Origin of the sequence: Nonlabens sp. Ci31 (assembly GCF_012974865.1) — a bacterium.
Lineage (GTDB): Bacteria > Bacteroidota > Bacteroidia > Flavobacteriales > Flavobacteriaceae > Nonlabens.
The window spans coordinates 3012543-3029755 of record NZ_CP043633.1; the positions used below are offsets into that span (position 1 = coordinate 3012543).

Sequence of the window (17213 nt, forward strand, 5' to 3'; positions counted from 1 at the left end):
AGATAGCGGCTATAGACGTATCTTTAGTTAATTAGACTCATTATCTTTATATTTTGTCTTCTGTATAAATTTTAAGATCAAATATATAAATAAGAGCGATCCAAATAAAATTAATAAAGTAACCGCTGTATTCATTAACGAACCACCTTCAGGGTTAGGGCCAAAAAAAACCAAAAATGCAAATATGACAGTTAAGGCCCAAAGTACATAGCGGAAATTATCCGCTTCATCCATAAATTTCATAATTTCAATTAATTAGTTTACTCAGGGGAAACCAAAAGTATCATATTTATTAATTTTATTTTAATAATCGAGTAACTTTTTTAATTTTTCTTTTAATAAATGTACAGGAAGGTAGTTATCTTCTAGGCCTTTTTCAAAAGGAATAGGCGTATCAATACTCCCTAATCTCATTACGGGAGCATCTAAATATTCAAAGCAGTCTTCGTTTATAAAGGCAGCTATATCACTGATAACACTTCCTGTTAGGTTATCTTCTGTGACTAATAAAACCTTCCCTGTTTTATGTACTGATTTGATTATCGCCTCTTTATCCAAAGGAATTAAAGATCTTAAATCAATAAGATCTATAGAAAGGCCTTCCTCATCGATCAATTGCTTTGCCCAGTGTACTCCGGCTCCAAAAGTGATGATGGTCGCATCATTACCTTCACAAATGCTTAAGGCTTTTCCTAATTCAATATTGTAATAACCATCTGGCACATCGTTATAAATGGAGCGGTACAATGCTTTATGTTCAAAAAACAGTACTGGGTTGGGGTCTTCTATAGAGGCAATTAAAAGGCCTTTAGCATCTGCTGGAGATGAAGGATATACTATTTTAAGTCCAGGAACCGTATAGAACCAGGCTTCGTTAGTTTGTGAGTGAAAAGGTCCTGCTCCTACTCCTGCACCGCAAGGCATTCGGATCACAACATCTGCTTTTTGATTCCAGCGGTAATATGATTTGGCCAGATAATTAACAATAGGATTAAAGCCGCTGCTTACAAAATCTGCAAATTGCATCTCTACCACTGCTTTCATTCCGGCGATACTCAATCCCATGGCAGCTTCTACGATCGCACTTTCACAGATAGGGGTATTTCTTACTCGTTCTTTACCGTATTTTTCTACAAATCCATCGGTTATTTTAAATACACCCCCGTATTCTGCAATGTCTTGTCCCATGATCACCAGGTTGTCATATGCATCCATAGCTTCCTCTAGTCCATCCTTTATGGCATCTACCACTCGTATATTTTGAGTAGAATTCTCTTGCTGGACTTGATTAAATGTATGTGGTGCAAACACATCTGCCAGTTCTAGTTCTGGTGTTGATTCAGGTAAAGCTTTCGCGAAAGCGGTGTCTAAACCATGATTGATCTTTTGTTTAAACTCTTTTTTCCAGTTCTGAATTTGATCGCTAGAAATGACATGATCCTCTAGCAAAAACTGTTCAAAGCGAGATAATGGATCGCGTTGTTCCCAATATTCCAACAAATCATCAGGCACATATTTGGTGCCACTTGCCTCTTCATGACCACGTCTTCTAAAGGTCTTAAACTCGATCAATACGGGATGAGGGTGCTCCCGCATGTCATTTAATATCGACGAAATTTTAGTGTATACTTCAATGATATTATTCCCGTCGATAATATGAGATTCCATACCATATCCCAACGCACGATCTGCTAGGTGTTCACAATTGTATTGCTCTGAAGTAGGCGTACTCAGTCCATAACCGTTATTTTCTATACAGAAAAGTACTGGCAGACTCCAAACACTAGCTACATTAAGCGCCTCGTGAAAGTCCCCTTCACTGGTCCCGCCTTCACCAGTAAAGACGGCAGTGGCTTTACCAGTATTATTCATCTTTTGAGCGAGAGCAATCCCGTCTGCAACCCCTAGTTGTGGACCAAGGTGAGAAATCATCCCAACGATTTTATACTCTTGAGTACCAAAGTGAAAACTTCGGTCACGGCCTTTGGTAAAGCCATCTACTTTTCCCTGCCATTGTGCAAAGAGTTTCCACAGCGGTATCTCCCGAGAGGTGAAAACACCTAGGTTTCTATGCATAGGTAAAATATATTCTTCCTTATGCATCGCAGCAGTAAGGCCTATGGAAATCGCCTCTTGACCTATTCCAGAAAACCATTTAGAAATACGGCCTTGACGCAAGAGAATCAACATCTTCTCCTCTATCAATCGCGGCAATAGCATTTTTTTATATAAATCTATAAGCACCTTATGATCTAAGGTATTGCTGTAGAGTTTTTTTAAATCTGTTTGATCTGTATCTATCATTGGTATATACTGTATTTCAAATGTAAGATAATCTACCTACTTCTTTTAAGGTTGTAGTTAAAGAGTAGTTGTCATTTACTAACTTTGTATCAACAATTAGAGATCCATGAAACAACTCCTTTTATTTTTCCTATTTCTTTTTACAATCACCGGCCACAGCCAGCAAAAAGCAGCCGATTCCCTTCCGTTTCAAAAAGAAGTAGGTTTTAAATACGCTTCACTCCTTTTGCCTACCGGACTAGTGAGCTATGGTATTCTGGGGATTAAGAATGATCCTGTAAGAAAATGGGATCGCGATTTTAGAAACAGTCTAGACCCTAATGGGACTAAAACTTTTATAGATGATTACATCCTTTTCACACCTATTGCAGCCGCTTATGGCCTTGATCTTGCTGGAATTAAAGGGAGAAATAACATGCTGGACAAAACCATCATTATAGGAACTGCTACCTTATTGCTATACGCCAGCGTGAATATCATCAAGAACAATACAGACGTAAGAAGACCTAGCGGTAGGTCGCAAAGCAGCTTTCCATCTGGTCACACAGCGATTTCATTTATGGCAGCAGAATTCTTGCACCAAGAATACGGTCAAGTATCAGCATGGTACAGTATAGCAGGTTATTCCATAGCAACAGCTACAGGTTTTTTACGTATTTATAATGACAAACACTGGTTCAGTGACGTTATGGCAGGAGCTGGAATAGGAATTTTATTTACAAAAATCGCTTACTGGCTGCATCCTTTGCTAAAGAATGTTATCTTTAAAAACAAAACACTAGAATCTCACGTACAGTTTCAAATTACACCTCTGTACACCGGTAATGACTTGTTGCTCGCTACTTCACTGAGATTTTAATTACAGAACTTCTAATACTATTTATTAACATGACTAATATCCCGAGTGTAGATCTAGCTGATTTTATGAGCGACGATCCTAAGAGAAAAGAGAAATTTATTAACGAGATAGGTGCAGCCTATGAAGACATTGGTTTTGTTGCTTTAAAAAACCACTTCTTATCTGATGAACTGGTGGAACAATTGTATACGGAAGTGGAGAAATTCTTTCAACTTCCTAAAGACACTAAACTCGGTTACGAACGCGAAGAGTTAAATGGCCAGAGGGGCTATGTATCTTTTGGGAAGGAACACGCTAAAGGAAAAAAAGAAGGAGATTTGAAGGAGTTTTGGCATTTTGGTCAAGAAGTTGCTCCAGATGCCCAGATAGAAGAAGTCTATCCAGATAACGTAAAAGTTAATGAGCTTCCAGAATTTAACAAAATAGGAATGCAAGCCTTCCGCATGCTAGAAAAAACCGGTATTCATGTACTGAGAGCTTTATCACTGCACATAGGTTTGAAGGAAAACTATTTTGACCATTGGGCTAGTAATGGGAACTCGATCTTGAGACCTATTCATTACCCGCCTATCACAAGCGAACCAGATAATGCCGTTCGAGCTGGGGCACATGGAGATATCAACCTTATTACTCTATTAATGGGCGCTAGCGCTCCAGGGTTACAGGTTCAAAATCGCAGCGGGGAATGGATTGATGCTATTGCTCAAGAAGATGAGCTGGTTATTAATGTAGGTGATATGCTACAACGTCACACCAATAACAAACTGCGCTCTACCATTCACAGAGTGGTAAATCCGCCACGTGAATTGTGGCATACGAGCCGCTATTCTATTCCCTTTTTCCTGCATCCACGCAGTGATATGAAATTGGATTGCTTAGAAGAGTGTGTGGATGAGAATAACCCAAAACAATACGAAGACATTACCTCAGGCGATTTCTTACACCAGCGATTAGTAGAGATTGGTCTAATTAAGAAGTAGGTTGTTATGATGAGCAACCCCTGTTGTCTATAGATTTTAGCTCTAGCGATAACTTCTAGTAATAAAGCCCACTGAAAATTGATTCTAGTGGGCTTTTTTTTGTCGCCGCTTTCCATATGGCATTCTTTAAAGAAAATAGAAGTTAATGGCAAAATCGTCTTATTTTGAAAAAGCAAAATGTACTTGGCATTTTTATATAAAACAGCTGTTTATTCACAAATATATAAAATACAACAACACTTAAAATAAAGTACTATTCCAGAGTTAATTTGGATATTAATATGGGTACGCAGTTTAAAGTATATAAAATAATTGAGGTATTGTGAGTTTTTTCTCGTTAGTAGCTGTTATTAAAGACGGCTGTAACTGCTATAACTTCCATTTGCAACAGTAGTTGCACCAACCACATCAAAACGTCTTGTTAAACCCTTAAAATTGGTCCTTATAATCCATATTTTTGTGTTCTTAAAGTAAACTATATGTCAGACACTAAAGTACTCCATTACATCACAGAAGTTTTAGAAAATATGCCTAAAGACTGGATAGGTCTAACAACGCATCGTCTTGATATCTTTGAGGAGAAACTAGCTAAAATTCAATTTTTGGAGCATTTCGAAACCTTGTTTGCAGATAACAATGCGGAAACTTCTGCTTTAACTATACTACCTACCGCCTACGATTATATTCGTTTAGGACATCCGTTATCTTCTATATTAGAATGGGCAATTGCTAAATTGAATCATACGGAATCCGATCATGTGATTAGTTTTTCATCACAGACAATTCCGGTTTTAGCGGTACTTAGAAAAAACTTATTGGATCATAAAAGTACCCAAATACTTTATACGGGGGAACTACCAGAACTATTGGATACCGATTTACTAAGAGATGTTTACGGCTATAGCTTTGAGTTGCGCCAAGTAGATGATCTAGAAAAAGTTGCTGCATTCAATGGTAGCAGCATTTATATTTCGCAAAAAAATGACATCGGTAGTTTTGACCTTAGTACAAACATTGATTTCTTTATCAATGTTCATAATCCTTTAGGAAGTGTTCTATTAGTTAACGGAACAAAAAATAAATCTTATATTTCAGATATTCAGCATGTAAGAAGAAGGGAGACCATAGCCATGACTCCAGCCGATTCTTATACCGCATTAAAATCACTAGTAGAAAAAACACCTCTTGAAAACAGGGAGCTTTCTGCTTTTGAGTTAAATAAAAAGAGTGTCTTGGCATCTATTGCAAGGGTTACAGGTTCCCACACAAAAGCCCTAGTAGGTTCTTGTGGGTTATCTATTCAGTATGCGATCATGATGGGACTTGTGGATGAGGCATTAGAAAAACATCCTGGTAAGGCGATCAAGTTTATTGTCCCCCCTAATTGTTATGGTGGAACAAATGATCAAGCTAGACGAGTAGCAGCTTGCCTTGACACGGTTGAAGTGGTTGATTTACCGGTGGATGGTGATAACGATATGGTTAAAAGTATTGATGCGGTTTTAAATCAAATAGCTAATGAAGATGCTATACCTTATATCATTGCTGAGATCCCCACCAACCCTAGAGTTGAAGTTCCCGATCTCCTACAACTAAAAGCTGCTTTAACTAAAGAGCGTACTACCAAAACCGGTGAACCTGCTATAGACCCTGTTTTTATTTTAGATCAAACATTTTGCCCTAATGTTCACTTTTTAGGAGATGGAAAAATACTCTCTACTATAAGAACCATATCTTATGCTAGTGGGTCAAAATTCCCTAGTGGTGGTCAATGTACCGCTGGATTTTGTGTAGGAAACAAAAAAACAGTCTCCTTGATGGAAAAAGTTGAAAAGCATTTAATTTTCTGTGATAACGAGGCGACTGATCTGCAATATGAAATATTAGCAAGACAAATGCCTTCGATGAATCAACGAATAAACGATGCTTATAAAAACACTCGTGAGTTTGTAAATTTCATCGCTACAACGTTACCAGCGGCTAAAATTAATTTTGTGTCTGAAGAACTTGCTGATCAAGGATTTACGCCATCGGTATTTTCATTAGATCTTCCTACTAAAGGGGCAACCGATGAAGAAAAAGAATCATATAAAAGGACTTTAAATCTTAAATTGATCCACTTAATGATTGCAGAAATCCCGGAAGAAAGTAAATTTTGTGTGAGCTACGGCCAATTAAAAGGATGTTACTGGACTGTGCCTGCAACCTCGACTCAAGGTACTACTAAAGAAGGCGATAAGGATTACATTGTACGTGCTTCACTTTCCCCAAATTTAGATTTGGAGCGTCATAAAAAAGTGTTTTTAGAATTTGTTGAACAACTTTAATAGGACCTCCCATAAGCGGAGTCTTGTGAGGGATTCTTAGCATCAGTGGCTAAATCTGTCGCATTTACTAATCTGAGAAATGACACCGGCTTTTTTTGTAGGCCAAAGACATCAGTATAAAAAGCAGCAAAATCATAGACTTGATTTTTGCTGCTTTTTTATTGGTGTATAAATGACATATTAAAAGAAATAAAGGTCTTTGAATAAACCAGACTTCTCCCAACTCTAGTATATTGCAATAGTAAATCAGTATTATGAAATTAAACTTATTGTCTTGTGATGCGCAGCGACCAGATAGAAGATCTATAGCCCAATGTATTTCAGAGATTTCCGCTCAAATGAATGAATCCTTATCCAATGAATTGACTGATATACTTCTAGAAGGAGATGCAGTAGACATTGAGGTAGAAGATAAAAACACTGCCACTGCGTTAAGATTGTTGCGAAAACTAAGTATTGACTACGAGATTATAGAATAATTTTAACCATGATCAGGCTTTTAAAACACCGTTTTTTTTGATTTTTTTGATCATAATTTGTAGCTGCAAAAGCTCTAATATTAAAGTGACCAATACACTACAGATTAGAGAATTTCTTCAAGATCCTAGAGATCTTTTGGAATTAAAAAATATAAAATTTGATAAGTCAGTAGTAATGACAGACAGTATTACCAAAGAGTTCTCCTTTGAGTTAGCACATAATACTCTGAAATATAAAGATAATAAAGGTACGGCTGCTGTTTTAAAGTATTCTGTGATAAAACCAAATAATAATTGGCCATTTGGCACTAACCTAATTATGACAAGGTATTATGAAACTTCCATAAAAGATTTTCCTTTTAAAAACAATCTTAAGATAGGTTCTTCATTAAGCGAGTTTCAAAAACATTTTGGAAAACCAAATAAAACAGAAAATAATTATTCATATTACTTTAAATACGTAACTTTTAAAAGCACGATGACTTTAGAATCTTATAATGATATTTTTACTAAAATCATCATTGAATCCCAAGATTGTAATTTTTTTAAAGATAATAATTCCAGACCATAACAACTCAATTTATTTTTTTTATAGAATCAACGCCATTGTTGTAAATAACAAATCAACCTATGACCATATTAATGATACTACACGAATCTACGAACTACTCCACTGGAATTTCAGCAGGTAGCGCCGTTTTTTCTTCTATTGCCGTGGTCTGTTCTTGGACTAGAAACAGAAGTCTCTTATGGGCTTTTATTGCTGGGGTATTCAATATCTTTTACGTTATCTACTGGTATTTTACGCGTACCGAAGAAGAGCAAAGAAAGTAATAGACGTCATTAAGACGTTCATTTATTTATGCTTCAATTCCCAAAGCTCTACCTCTTCTAAATCACGCCAGTGTGGATCGCGTTTTGTTTTCTCTGAAGCTGAATTTACTCGTTTTTTAAAGCAACGCTCCAGTTGGAATCGATCGTTTTCTGCAAGCTCCTTTTCTATAGGATGCTCTTTAGTTACCTCTGTTATTTGTGCAAGATTAGAAAACAAAATAACTAATTTACCATCTTCAGACAAGCGCTCTTTTGCTCCTTCAAAGAATGCTGGGAATAGATCTTCGTTATAGTAAATGGCCTCGTCTAATCCATCAATATCTTGTGATGCAGGTAACCATGGCGGGTTAAACACAATAAGTTCTACTTGCTTATCCAACTTGCCAAAAAGTGGTGCCTGTTCCAGTTCTATCTTACGAGATAACTTTGTTTCTCCCATAAATTCAGTAAGACCGATGATAGCATTCGGGTTCACATCTGTAGCAAAGACTTTTTGAAAACTATATTTAACCATTTGAAGAGCGAGAACACCAGATCCTGTTCCTACATCAAATGCAGCTTTCTTAGGTCCCTCATAACGTTCTAAATAGTTGTCAAAAACTTCCAAATGCTCAAAGCGTGTTGGGAAATAGACCCCGTAATAAGGATGTATTTTATTGCGTAGTACGGGAATGGAAATCCCTTTTTTAAACCATTGCCAGGAGCTGTTGAGTCCTTGAATTAGAGGAAGAGGCAAATGAAATTCACTGATGTCTGGGTATAATTTCTCTAACCAACCTATGGAAGGCGCTTTTTTAACCTCCAGTTGATTTTGAACTATTTCCAACAAAATAAGATGAGACATCTTGCGGTACGTATCCCTGTAAATTTGCTGTTCTTGATAAGTTTTATTAGGCAACTTATTTTTAAGGTGCACATGTAATTCCTTGAGCAGATTCAGTCCATTGCTGTAAAATGATCTTATAAGAACCACTTTACCCTCTTCTAAGTTGTTCATAGTAGTAACAAGATTAGAATCAGCATCATAAAATGCTGGTCGCTCTGTTAGGTCTATTGGTGTAGGTCTGTTAATCGTTATATCTGTACTCATGAATAGGTTTTGATGATTGGTAATATAAGGTATTTTATCGCTTTTACCTTATTGATAATGGCGTGACCACTAAGGTGGTCGGGTTTTTCGTTTCAATTCCTCGCATGGAGCCCAATAAAAATGGGCGCCATGCTGCGGGATTTCCACTGCAATCCCTCACGCATACTCATAATTAAAACTGCTTGTCTCCATTAAAATCAAAACAAAAACAGACACCTTTAATTACAAAAAACGCCCAAAAGATATCTGCAAGTTTAAAACATTTAAAAGAAATTCATCTTATTTTTTTTTACTAAAAAGAGGCCTGAAAGTTGTCATTAAAATTTAAATTAAAGTAAATCTTTACAAGAATAGCTCTACCATTTCACAGGCTTCATTCCGTGTTCTTGTAAATAGCGATTGGTCTTAGAAAAATGCTGGTTCCCGAACCAGTAGCCCCTATTAGCACTTAAAGGCGATGGATGTCCGGTTTCTAGAATAAAATGGAATTTAGCATCTATAAGCTTTGCCTTTCCTTTAGCAAATCCGCCCCAGAGAAGAAACACTACATCTTTGCGCTCATCAGATATTTTTTTAATAACCGCATCCGTAAATTTTTCCCAACCTTTTTTCTGATGACTACCGGCCATTGATTCCTGTACAGTAAGGACGGTATTGAGCAATAAAACCCCTTGGTCAGCCCAGCGTTCTAAATTCCCAGATTCTGGATACGGCTGATTTAAATCCTTAGAGATTTCTTTAAATATATTGATCAAACTAGGTGGGTGTTTAATGCCATCTGCTACAGAGAAGCACAGACCGTTAGCCTGTCCAGCACCATGATAAGGATCCTGACCTATAATCACTACTTTTACTTGTTCATAAGGGGTGCGATCAAAAGCCGCAAATATTTTATTTCCTGGCGGGTAACAAGTGTTTTCTCCGTATTCATGCCTGACAAATTCTGTCAAGTCTTCAAAGTAAGGTTCACTAAACTCTTCACGCAGCACTTCTCTCCAACTCGCTTCTATCTGTATGGACATGTTTCTTTTTGGGTAAAGTTAAAAGAAGTTTTTGAGTTTACTAGTTCATGATTCTTGGAGTTGATAAGATTTTTAAGTATTAAACACTGAATTAACAGCAAAGCCATTCAGAATAAATTCTGCTTATGGGAACTGCCCGCTGGACCATAGAGCTATCCTATAACCCAAAACTCATAATTCACAGTTCACGACTCACAAACTCACCGACTCACTTACTCAAAAACTCACAGCTCACGACTCACAAACTCACCGCTAAATACGTACTTTTGTAAAAATCAAAAATCTCTCATGCTTATATTAGGAATCGCAGGTGGAACCGGTAGTGGAAAAACCACCGTGGTAGAACAAATGGTTCATGAATACCCCGATCACGAAGTAACTGTGATCTCTCAAGATTCTTACTATAAAGACACTAGCGACCTGACTTACGAGGAACGTACTAAAATAAACTTCGATCATCCTGAAAGTATCGATTTTGATTTGTTAGAAAAGCATCTTTTGCAACTCAAAGAAGGGAAAACTATTGATCAACCGGTTTACAGCTTTAAGGAACACAACCGTACAGGAGAAACTATAAAAACGGCACCTAGTAAAGTAGTTATCGTAGAAGGTATTTTAATCCTTACCATGCCACGTATTCGGAAGTTATTTGATATAAAAGTATACATTGATTGCGATAGCGATGAGCGATTGATCAGAAGGTTAAAACGCGATATCGCAGACCGTGGTCGCAATTTGAACGAAGTACTGGAACGTTATCAAAATACGTTAAAGCCTATGCACCAACAATTTATAGAGTCTACCAAGTTGTATGCAGATGTGATTATCCCTACCAACCGATTCAATTCAGTAGGTGTTAAAATCTTGCGCACTATTATTGACCAAAAACTAGGATAATTTCTTAAATTTCCACCTATGGGACTGAAAAAATTAAAGACGAATCCATATTGGAAGTTTTTTAGTAATAAGTATACGCTTATTACCCTCTTTTTTGCGGTCTGGATTTTATTTCTAGACGCAAATGCGTGGATGACGTCACACAGAACTATAGACGAGCAACTTTCTGAAAAAGAACAAAATGCCGATTTCTATATGAAAGGGATTGCACGGGATCAAGCAAGAATAGCTTCTTTGCAAGACAGTTTAGGCTTAGAGAAATTTGCCAGAGAACGATACTTAATGAAACGTAATAACGAAGAAGTATTTATCATTCAGCATCCAGACTCTGTAAAAACAAAAGATTAATTGATAAGTCCATCCTATCTCAATAGAGTCACTAATAATTTATTTGATGAAGCATTTAACTTTTCATCATCCGTCATGTTAACAGTACCTGTCCAAGTGGTGAGTCTGGGTCCTATACGTACGTCTGTGGTTGACCCTTGCATAAATGATAGGTATAACTGTATATTTATTGTATACGTTCCAGCAGCAAAGTCATTAACATAAAAAAAGGAAGACGAATTTAATAGATAACTAGCATTGGCACCCGGTGCATGAATGAAAGGCATATAACCTACTGAATTTTGATCTCTAGTACCATTAACCGTTATAGCTGTGAACATCTGAGCATATCCGTTTGCTGCAGATGGATTGGCTTGCCCTGGAAACATGATCCAATCAAATTTTACTCGTGTAGGCTCGTCTAAGGTAAAAGTAATGGTAAGATCGGGTACATTTACCCACTGCCTGTAATTTATAGAAGTAGTAATTTGAAGTTCAGAAGCACTAATAGAATATGCTGGTAATGAGGCATTTTATTTTCTTTCTAAACAAATCCATTCCGGTATGACAGGAGTCCCATAATTAACGGACAAGCAATCTAAGTCCGTATTGAAAACTGTAAGACCCTTAGCTGGATTGACAATTACAGCAATTTGAGACTGAGACATACGAGGCGGCAGCATGCCTTTATCAGTGCTTTCTATATCTAAAATAGCGGATGGATCTGGTGTATTTGTATTAACGCCTATCTGAGCGCTCAACATATGAAACCCTAGTAATGCAATAATGCATGTAATCTTCAATATAAAACAAAAATAAGTTAACCAGGGGTTGTAAATATATAAATAATTGAAATTAAATATCGGTGAAAAGCAAATTTATTATGTATTTTAAATGGAGAAACTTATACTTCAATTTTTAAAATACTTATTTTTGTGGAGATAGTCCATAATACCTTTAAAGAATATGAATAACATCCTTTTCAAAGATTTTGATAGCGTTTCTGAAGCACAATGGAAACAGAACATCCAGATGGACCTCAAAGGTGCCGATTATAATGAAACGCTTATAACAGCGACGCGAGAAGGAATTAACATCAAACCATTTTACCACAGAGAAAGTGCGCCAGAAATCCACATCCCTAATCGTTCTTCAAAAACTAACGACTGGTACATTTCTCAACGTGTGTATGCTGGCAATGCTCTAGCTGCAAATAAGAAAGCACTGGACATTCTCAAACGCGGTGGTGAGGGAATCATCTTCACCATACCTCATAAAGATATCGATCCTGCTGTATTATTAAAGAACCTTCCCAAAGCAGTCATACAATTGCATCCTCAGTTTTTTGATCTGGATTATATTCAGTCTATTTATAAGATAACACCTCATGCTTATGTGCATATAGACATCATACACCAATTAGTAAATGATGGAAATTGGTTTAAAAACAAGGATCAAGATCACAAGAATTTAGATGCTTTTATCAAGGATTTTGATGGTTATTTTTCAAACATCACTATAAATACGACTACCTATCAGCAAGCTGGCGCTACCATTACGCAGGAACTTGCTTATTTTACAGCTCACCTTAATGAGTATTTGAATCATTTAAATGATGTTGGTCATTTGTCCGCTTTCAAGGAGTCTAACGACGCAGAAGTTCACACGCAGCGCAGTCGAAGTGTGAAAGCTAAAAAAAGAATCAATATAGACACCGCAATAGGTAGCAATTACTTTTTTGAAATTGCAAAATACAGAGCTTATCGCATCCTTACTAAAACACTAGGTGATGTTTATGGTATAGATTTAGATTGCTATATTACTGCTAGTCCTAGCCTACGTAACAAATCTTTGATGGATTATAACGTGAATTTATTACGTACGACAACAGAATGTATGAGCGCCATTTTAGGAGGTGCAGATACCTTATGTAACATTCCTTACGACACCTTTTTTAATAAAGAAAACGAATTTGGCGATAGAATTGCCCGCAACCAATTGATCATTTTAAAAGAGGAAGCTTATCTAAATCAGATAGGTAACGCAGCAGACGGTTCTTACTATGTGGACACGATTACAAAACAACTCGTAGAAAAAGGCCTAGAGATATTTAAAGACATCGAGAAAGCTGGTGGAATGGTACAGTCGCTTTTTGAAGGAACCATACAACGCAAGATCAAAGAAAGTGCACAACAAGAACAACAAGATTTCAATGACGGAAAAAGAGTGCTCGTAGGTGCTAATAAATACCCTAATGCGGCTCTTCCCCTACAAAAAGAATACGAAATCCTACCTTTTGTAAAAATGAATCCGCGTAAAACGCTGGTGCAACCTGTAATTACTAGAAGACTGACAGAAGAACTGGAGAAAAGCGAAATGAAAAAATTATAATGGGAAGTAGTAATAAGGGTAGAATTGATTCTACCCTTATAAAATTATTGTTTTTAAAAGAGTAAAAAAATGAAAAGAAAAAACATCTCTAACATAACACCCAATTACGATTTTCATAATGCGCGAGCTGAGACTGCTACTTATGAAACTTCTGAAGGGATTTTGATAAAAAAAGAATACACTAAAAAAGATGTAGCCGCTGTTGAACATCTGGATTTTGTGGCAGGTACGGCTCCTAACTTACGTGGCCCCTACTCTACTATGTACGTACGTAGACCATGGACTGTCAGACAATATGCTGGTTTCTCCAGTGCGACAGAGTCTAATGCTTTTTATAAACGCAATCTCGCGGCTGGACAAAAAGGTCTTTCTGTGGCTTTTGACCTCGCTACACATAGAGGTTATGATTCTGATCATGAACGTGTGGTAGGCGATGTAGGAAAAGCTGGTGTTGCGATAGATAGTGTGGAGGATATGAAAATTCTTTTTAATGAAATTCCATTAGATAAGATGTCTGTTTCCATGACTATGAACGGTGCTGTGTTGCCTATTATGGCCTTTTACATAGTTGCTGCCATGGAACAAGGTGTTGATCCTAAATTATTAAGTGGTACGATTCAAAACGATATCCTTAAGGAATTCATGGTTCGTAATACGTACATTTATCCGCCTACTCCTAGTATGCAGATCATTTCAGACATATTTGAGTACACGAGTCAGCACATGCCTAAATTTAACTCGATTTCTATATCTGGTTACCATATGTATGAAGCTGGAGCAACAAGCGACATTGAACTTGCCTATACACTTGCTGATGGTCTAGAATATGTGCGTAAAGGACTCGCCGCAGGAATGGATATAGATACCTTTGCACCTCGCCTATCTTTTTTTTGGGCGATAGGAATGAATCACTTTATGGAAATTGCCAAAATGCGCGCGGCACGTATGCTTTGGGCAAAAATGATTCAGCAATTTAATCCTAAAAATGCCAAATCTCTTGCACTAAGAACCCATTGTCAGACTTCTGGCTGGTCACTTACCGAGCAAGACCCATTTAATAATGTCGCTCGTACAGCTATTGAAGCTTCAGCAGCAGCTTTTGGTGGAACCCAAAGTTTGCATACCAATGCACTAGATGAAGCCATTGCCTTACCTACAGATTTCTCTGCGCGCATCGCTAGAAACACACAGCTATTTCTTCAGGAAGAAACGGGAATCACAAAAACGGTAGATCCTTGGGCAGGTTCTTATTACGTAGAATCACTTACGGATCAAATAGCAGATAAAGCCTGGGAACTCATTCAAGAAGTAGAAGAACTAGGTGGAATGACCAAAGCCATAGAGGCAGGAATTCCTAAAATGCGTATTGAAGAAGCTGCTGCAAAAAAGCAGGCACGTATTGATTCTGGTGTCGACACCATCGTAGGAGTGAATAAATATTTGAGTCCTGATGAAGACATGATCGATACTTTTGAAGTAGATAACGATGCGGTAAGAGTTGAACAAATAGATCGTTTGACACAAATAAAAGATACTAGAAATGGCCAAAAGGTAGAAGAAGCTTTAACCGCATTAACCGATTGCGCCCGTTCTAAAAAAGGAAATCTTTTGGAGCTAGCGGTAATTGCAGCAAAGGAACGTGCTACTTTAGGTGAGATTTCTGATGCGCTAGAAGAAGTTTACGGTCGTTACCGAGCCACTATTAAAAGTGTACAAGGCGTTTATAAAAAAGAGATTATGGATGATCCCGCTTTCGCGAAAGCGCAACAACTAGCCGACCAATTTGCAAAGACAGAAGGCCGAAGACCGAGAATTATGATTGCCAAAATGGGTCAAGACGGACACGATCGCGGTGCTAAAGTAGTTGCTACGGGTTATGCAGACGTTGGTTTTGACGTAGATATTGGTCCTTTATTCCAGACGCCAGCCGAAGCTGCTAAACAGGCTGTAGAAAATGATGTACATGTTTTGGGTGTTTCTTCCCTCGCTGCAGGACACAAAACTTTGGTGCCGCAAGTCATGGAAGAATTAAAAAAATACGGTCGTGAAGATATCATGATTGTAGTAGGCGGGGTAATACCTCGTAAAGATTATCAGTTCCTTTTTGACGTTGGAGTAGCCGCTGTTTTTGGTCCAGGTACAAAGATTAGTGAGGCTGCGATAGATATTTTAGGAATGTTGATGCAAGAATAGACATTAGGAATGAGGGATGTGTTATTTGGAATGAGGAATGAGGAATGAGGAATGAGGAATGAGGAATGAGGAATGAGGAAAAATTAAATTTTACTTTTCATAACCGTAAATTATCAGTCTATTTATTAATTAAAATGTCAGTTAGAGCGAGAGCGTCGCGATGAATTTGCCGAAGTGTCGATAACGATTTGAATATATGGATTTTGTTATGTGGTATGTGGTATGTGGTATGTGGTATGTGGTATGTGGTAAAATAAAAAAGTATGCTTTCTAAACAAGATATCTAGGTATATCTACTTATTTATTTTTCAATAGTGTTCATCGAGAATTATATATCACTTATGGGTTAAGGGATATGGTTTTAAAGAATGACTTTTCCTAAGAAAACTAATCTATACGATCTCATAACCTGCGAGGTTCCGTTCAAGGCAAAGAGTGTTCTTTTAAGTAGAAAGTATTTGGGCCACCTCAGAGGTTTTGAGCCTTTAGAAAAAATGTTGAAATATTCTTTAATAGTTTTCGTTTTTCTTTTAATTATGAAGCATTTGAAACAAGTTGACACTTTTGTTATATTTTAGTGGCTTAAGTCTCTGTCAAAACCTGATTCTAAATGGGAGTTTTGAGGAAACTGAAGAATGTGTTCAAGTATAGGAAGCTATGATCAAGTAACTAACAACGGCTCTACCGATTCTTTAGGGACATCAACATATAACCTAAGATTAGCTATTGGGAGAGCAAAAAGCCTTACCGAGTATTTAACAATAAAAGGAATTTCTAAAATAGAATAACGTACAAAGTTATGGTGAATCACAACCCATTGATAAAAAGGAGACCAAAAATGCACAAGCTAAAATAGACGTATAGCATTTATATGATCAAAATAAAGTTTTACAAGGCACTTTGCTGACGTAAGATTATAGCTTATAAATCGTCAAAAGATATTATGATACGAGCTTTTACCTGTTTAACGATACTTTTACTTATGAATCAATCTCCAATCACTTTATTCCATTTTACTAAGGACTCTAATATTTCTGCTTGGAATATTGTGGACGACCGTGTCATGGGGGGTGTTTCCAGAAGCTATTTTGAGCTCACTGAAGACGGTTATGGAAAGTTTTATGGGTTGGTTACCACAGAAAGCAATGGAGGGTTTAGTTCTGTAGATTATAATTTTGATAAGTTACAAGTAAGCCCCTCTGATAAAATAAGAATCAAACTCAAAGGTGATGGAAAAACCTTTCAGTTTAGAGTAAAAGCTTCAGCATACGATCAACACAATTACATCAAGGAATTTAAAACCACTGGTGAATGGCAAACTATTGAAATAGAGCTTTCTGATATGGTTCCTTCTTGGAGAGGCAATAGATTGAGGATTCCTAATTTTGATAAGGATCAAATAACAAAGGTCACGGTATTGATAGCAAATGGGAAAAAACAAAACTTTGAGCTCCTTATGGATTACATAGAGATGGTAAAGTCTTAATTATTTCAACGAGCTCTTGTTTTA

At 37.0% G+C, this 17213-nt stretch carries 17 protein-coding genes; 12 read left to right on the top strand and 5 right to left on the bottom strand.

Going from position 1 to position 17213, the window contains the following annotated elements; genetic code table 11:
- Nucleotides 1–303: 303 nt before the first annotated feature.
- Nucleotides 304–2304, bottom strand: a complete 2001-nt coding sequence (locus F0365_RS13280; protein ID WP_169934135.1) for a thiamine pyrophosphate-dependent enzyme — start codon at nt 2302–2304, stop codon at nt 304–306.
- A 106-nt stretch (nt 2305–2410) separates the two neighbouring features.
- On the opposite strand from F0365_RS13280, the gene F0365_RS13285 reads away from it, so the two are divergent.
- The 6 genes from F0365_RS13285 to F0365_RS13310 all read left to right on the top strand — a co-directional run bounded on the left by F0365_RS13285 (nt 2411) and on the right by F0365_RS13310 (nt 7783).
- Nucleotides 2411–3163 carry a phosphatase PAP2 family protein gene (locus F0365_RS13285; RefSeq protein WP_169934136.1) on the top strand — a complete coding sequence of 251 codons (753 nt, stop codon included), beginning with the start codon at nt 2411–2413 and terminating at the stop codon, nt 3161–3163.
- Nucleotides 3164–3192: 29 nt separating this feature from the next.
- The gene (locus F0365_RS13290; protein WP_169934137.1) at nt 3193–4143 is read left to right on the top strand and encodes an isopenicillin N synthase family dioxygenase; all 951 of its coding nucleotides are present in this window, start codon (nt 3193–3195) and stop codon (nt 4141–4143) included.
- Nucleotides 4144–4622: 479 nt separating this feature from the next.
- Nucleotides 4623–6470: a PLP-dependent transferase gene (locus F0365_RS13295; protein ID WP_169934138.1), complete on the top strand. Its 1848-nt coding sequence runs from the start codon at nt 4623–4625 to the stop codon at nt 6468–6470.
- A 254-nt stretch (nt 6471–6724) separates the two neighbouring features.
- Complete coding sequence (locus F0365_RS13300) at nt 6725–6949, top strand: hypothetical protein (protein WP_169934139.1); 225 nt, start codon at nt 6725–6727, stop codon at nt 6947–6949.
- 85 nt (nt 6950–7034) lie between these two features.
- Nucleotides 7035–7520: a hypothetical protein gene (locus F0365_RS13305; RefSeq protein ID WP_169934140.1), complete on the top strand. Its 486-nt coding sequence runs from the start codon at nt 7035–7037 to the stop codon at nt 7518–7520.
- 59 nt (nt 7521–7579) lie between these two features.
- Nucleotides 7580–7783, top strand: a complete 204-nt coding sequence (locus tag F0365_RS13310) for a hypothetical protein (RefSeq protein WP_206071282.1) — start codon at nt 7580–7582, stop codon at nt 7781–7783.
- Between the two features lie 22 nt (nt 7784–7805).
- On the opposite strand, the gene F0365_RS13315 is transcribed toward F0365_RS13310, so the two are convergent.
- Both F0365_RS13315 and ung read right to left on the bottom strand, forming a co-directional pair.
- Complete coding sequence (locus tag F0365_RS13315) at nt 7806–8873, bottom strand: methyltransferase (protein WP_169934141.1); 1068 nt, start codon at nt 8871–8873, stop codon at nt 7806–7808.
- Nucleotides 8874–9229: 356 nt separating this feature from the next.
- Complete coding sequence (gene ung, locus F0365_RS13320; protein WP_169934142.1) at nt 9230–9895, bottom strand: uracil-DNA glycosylase; 666 nt, start codon at nt 9893–9895, stop codon at nt 9230–9232.
- 288 nt (nt 9896–10183) lie between these two features.
- Here ung and udk point away from each other — a divergent pair, with 288 nt between their 5' ends.
- Both udk and F0365_RS13330 read left to right on the top strand, forming a co-directional pair.
- Nucleotides 10184–10792, top strand: a complete 609-nt coding sequence (gene udk / locus F0365_RS13325; RefSeq protein ID WP_169934143.1) for a uridine kinase — start codon at nt 10184–10186, stop codon at nt 10790–10792.
- An 18-nt stretch (nt 10793–10810) separates the two neighbouring features.
- Nucleotides 10811–11140, top strand: coding sequence for an FtsB family cell division protein (locus tag F0365_RS13330; protein WP_169934144.1), 330 nt, complete (start codon nt 10811–10813; stop codon nt 11138–11140).
- Nucleotides 11141–11154: 14 nt separating this feature from the next.
- On the opposite strand, the gene F0365_RS13335 is transcribed toward F0365_RS13330, so the two are convergent.
- Both F0365_RS13335 and F0365_RS13340 read right to left on the bottom strand, forming a co-directional pair.
- The gene (locus F0365_RS13335) at nt 11155–11508 is read right to left on the bottom strand and encodes a hypothetical protein (protein ID WP_169934145.1); all 354 of its coding nucleotides are present in this window, start codon (nt 11506–11508) and stop codon (nt 11155–11157) included.
- 144 nt (nt 11509–11652) lie between these two features.
- On the bottom strand, nt 11653–11922 hold the full coding sequence (locus tag F0365_RS13340; RefSeq protein WP_169934146.1) for a hypothetical protein: 270 nt from the start codon (nt 11920–11922) through the stop codon (nt 11653–11655).
- A gap of 163 nt (nt 11923–12085) precedes the next feature.
- On the opposite strand from F0365_RS13340, the gene F0365_RS13345 reads away from it, so the two are divergent.
- From F0365_RS13345 to F0365_RS13360, 4 genes are all read left to right on the top strand, one after another.
- Nucleotides 12086–13510 carry a methylmalonyl-CoA mutase subunit beta gene (locus F0365_RS13345; RefSeq protein ID WP_169934147.1) on the top strand — a complete coding sequence of 475 codons (1425 nt, stop codon included), beginning with the start codon at nt 12086–12088 and terminating at the stop codon, nt 13508–13510.
- Nucleotides 13511–13579: 69 nt separating this feature from the next.
- The gene (gene scpA / locus F0365_RS13350; protein WP_169934148.1) at nt 13580–15703 is read left to right on the top strand and encodes a methylmalonyl-CoA mutase; all 2124 of its coding nucleotides are present in this window, start codon (nt 13580–13582) and stop codon (nt 15701–15703) included.
- A 635-nt stretch (nt 15704–16338) separates the two neighbouring features.
- Entirely contained in the window at nt 16339–16491 is a 153-nt protein-coding gene (locus tag F0365_RS13355) for a hypothetical protein (RefSeq protein ID WP_169934149.1), read from the top strand.
- Nucleotides 16492–16685: 194 nt separating this feature from the next.
- Entirely contained in the window at nt 16686–17189 is a 504-nt protein-coding gene (locus F0365_RS13360) for a CIA30 family protein (protein WP_240961677.1), read from the top strand.
- Nucleotides 17190–17213 lie beyond the last annotated feature (24 nt).

What these genes read in the sequence shown, in the direction of transcription:
- F0365_RS13280 (WP_169934135.1), bottom strand. Translation starts at nt 2,304, where the DNA reads ATGATAGATACAGATCAAACAGATTTAAAAAAACTCTACAGCAATACC.
- F0365_RS13285 (WP_169934136.1), top strand. Translation starts at nt 2,411, where the DNA reads ATGAAACAACTCCTTTTATTTTTCCTATTTCTTTTTACAATCACCGGC.
- F0365_RS13290 (WP_169934137.1), top strand. Translation starts at nt 3,193, where the DNA reads ATGACTAATATCCCGAGTGTAGATCTAGCTGATTTTATGAGCGACGAT.
- F0365_RS13295 (WP_169934138.1), top strand. Translation starts at nt 4,623, where the DNA reads ATGTCAGACACTAAAGTACTCCATTACATCACAGAAGTTTTAGAAAAT.
- F0365_RS13300 (WP_169934139.1), top strand. Translation starts at nt 6,725, where the DNA reads ATGAAATTAAACTTATTGTCTTGTGATGCGCAGCGACCAGATAGAAGA.
- F0365_RS13310 (WP_206071282.1), top strand. Translation starts at nt 7,580, where the DNA reads ATGACCATATTAATGATACTACACGAATCTACGAACTACTCCACTGGA.
- F0365_RS13315 (WP_169934141.1), bottom strand. Translation starts at nt 8,873, where the DNA reads ATGAGTACAGATATAACGATTAACAGACCTACACCAATAGACCTAACA.
- ung (WP_169934142.1), bottom strand. Translation starts at nt 9,895, where the DNA reads ATGTCCATACAGATAGAAGCGAGTTGGAGAGAAGTGCTGCGTGAAGAG.
- udk (WP_169934143.1), top strand. Translation starts at nt 10,184, where the DNA reads ATGCTTATATTAGGAATCGCAGGTGGAACCGGTAGTGGAAAAACCACC.
- F0365_RS13330 (WP_169934144.1), top strand. Translation starts at nt 10,811, where the DNA reads ATGGGACTGAAAAAATTAAAGACGAATCCATATTGGAAGTTTTTTAGT.
- F0365_RS13335 (WP_169934145.1), bottom strand. Translation starts at nt 11,508, where the DNA reads ATGTTTCCAGGGCAAGCCAATCCATCTGCAGCAAACGGATATGCTCAG.
- F0365_RS13345 (WP_169934147.1), top strand. Translation starts at nt 12,086, where the DNA reads ATGAATAACATCCTTTTCAAAGATTTTGATAGCGTTTCTGAAGCACAA.
- scpA (WP_169934148.1), top strand. Translation starts at nt 13,580, where the DNA reads ATGAAAAGAAAAAACATCTCTAACATAACACCCAATTACGATTTTCAT.
- F0365_RS13355 (WP_169934149.1), top strand. Translation starts at nt 16,339, where the DNA reads ATGTGTTCAAGTATAGGAAGCTATGATCAAGTAACTAACAACGGCTCT.
- F0365_RS13360 (WP_240961677.1), top strand. Translation starts at nt 16,686, where the DNA reads ATGAATCAATCTCCAATCACTTTATTCCATTTTACTAAGGACTCTAAT.